This window comes from Methanobrevibacter arboriphilus JCM 13429 = DSM 1125, from assembly GCF_002072215.1.
Classification (GTDB): domain Archaea; phylum Methanobacteriota; class Methanobacteria; order Methanobacteriales; family Methanobacteriaceae; genus Methanobinarius; species Methanobinarius arboriphilicus.
Window position 1 is genome coordinate 1 of sequence record NZ_JXMW01000040.1, and the last position, 537, is coordinate 537.

General features: G+C 30.0%; 1 protein-coding gene. It reads right to left on the minus strand.

The window, feature by feature from the left end:
- Positions 1 to 537, minus strand: a 537-nt coding sequence (locus MBBAR_RS10390) for a hypothetical protein (protein WP_158082588.1), incomplete at both ends; no start/stop codon positions are given.

Sequence of the window (537 nt, forward strand, 5' to 3'; positions counted from 1 at the left end):
CCCTCAAGCTCACCAGAAATAGTAACATTAGTACCAATTTGAACACTAACTACAATAATACTAGAATTAGTACTATTCTTAACAACTTCAAAAGTAGTACTATTAGTAAAAGCAGTATAATTATCATTACCAGCATAAGTAACACTAACAGTTATAGTTCCTGTGCGGTTAGTTGTGTAATTAAGACTCCAACCACCAGTAGAATTAATAATAACATTATCATAAACATTACCATCAACACTAACAGTTAAAATGTCAGAGCCATTACCAACATAACCAACAAGCTGACCAGAAATAGTAACATTATCACCAATATTTACAGTTTCAGGATTAACAACAATACTAGAATTAGTATCATTCAAAATCACAGTAAAACTACTTGCATTAGTAAAACCAGTATAATTCTCATTACCAACATAATTAACACTAACATTTATGTTTCCAGTACGATTAGTTGTGTAATTAAGACTCCAACCACCAGTAGAATTAATAATAACATTATCATAAACATTACCATCAACACTAACAGTCAAAGAA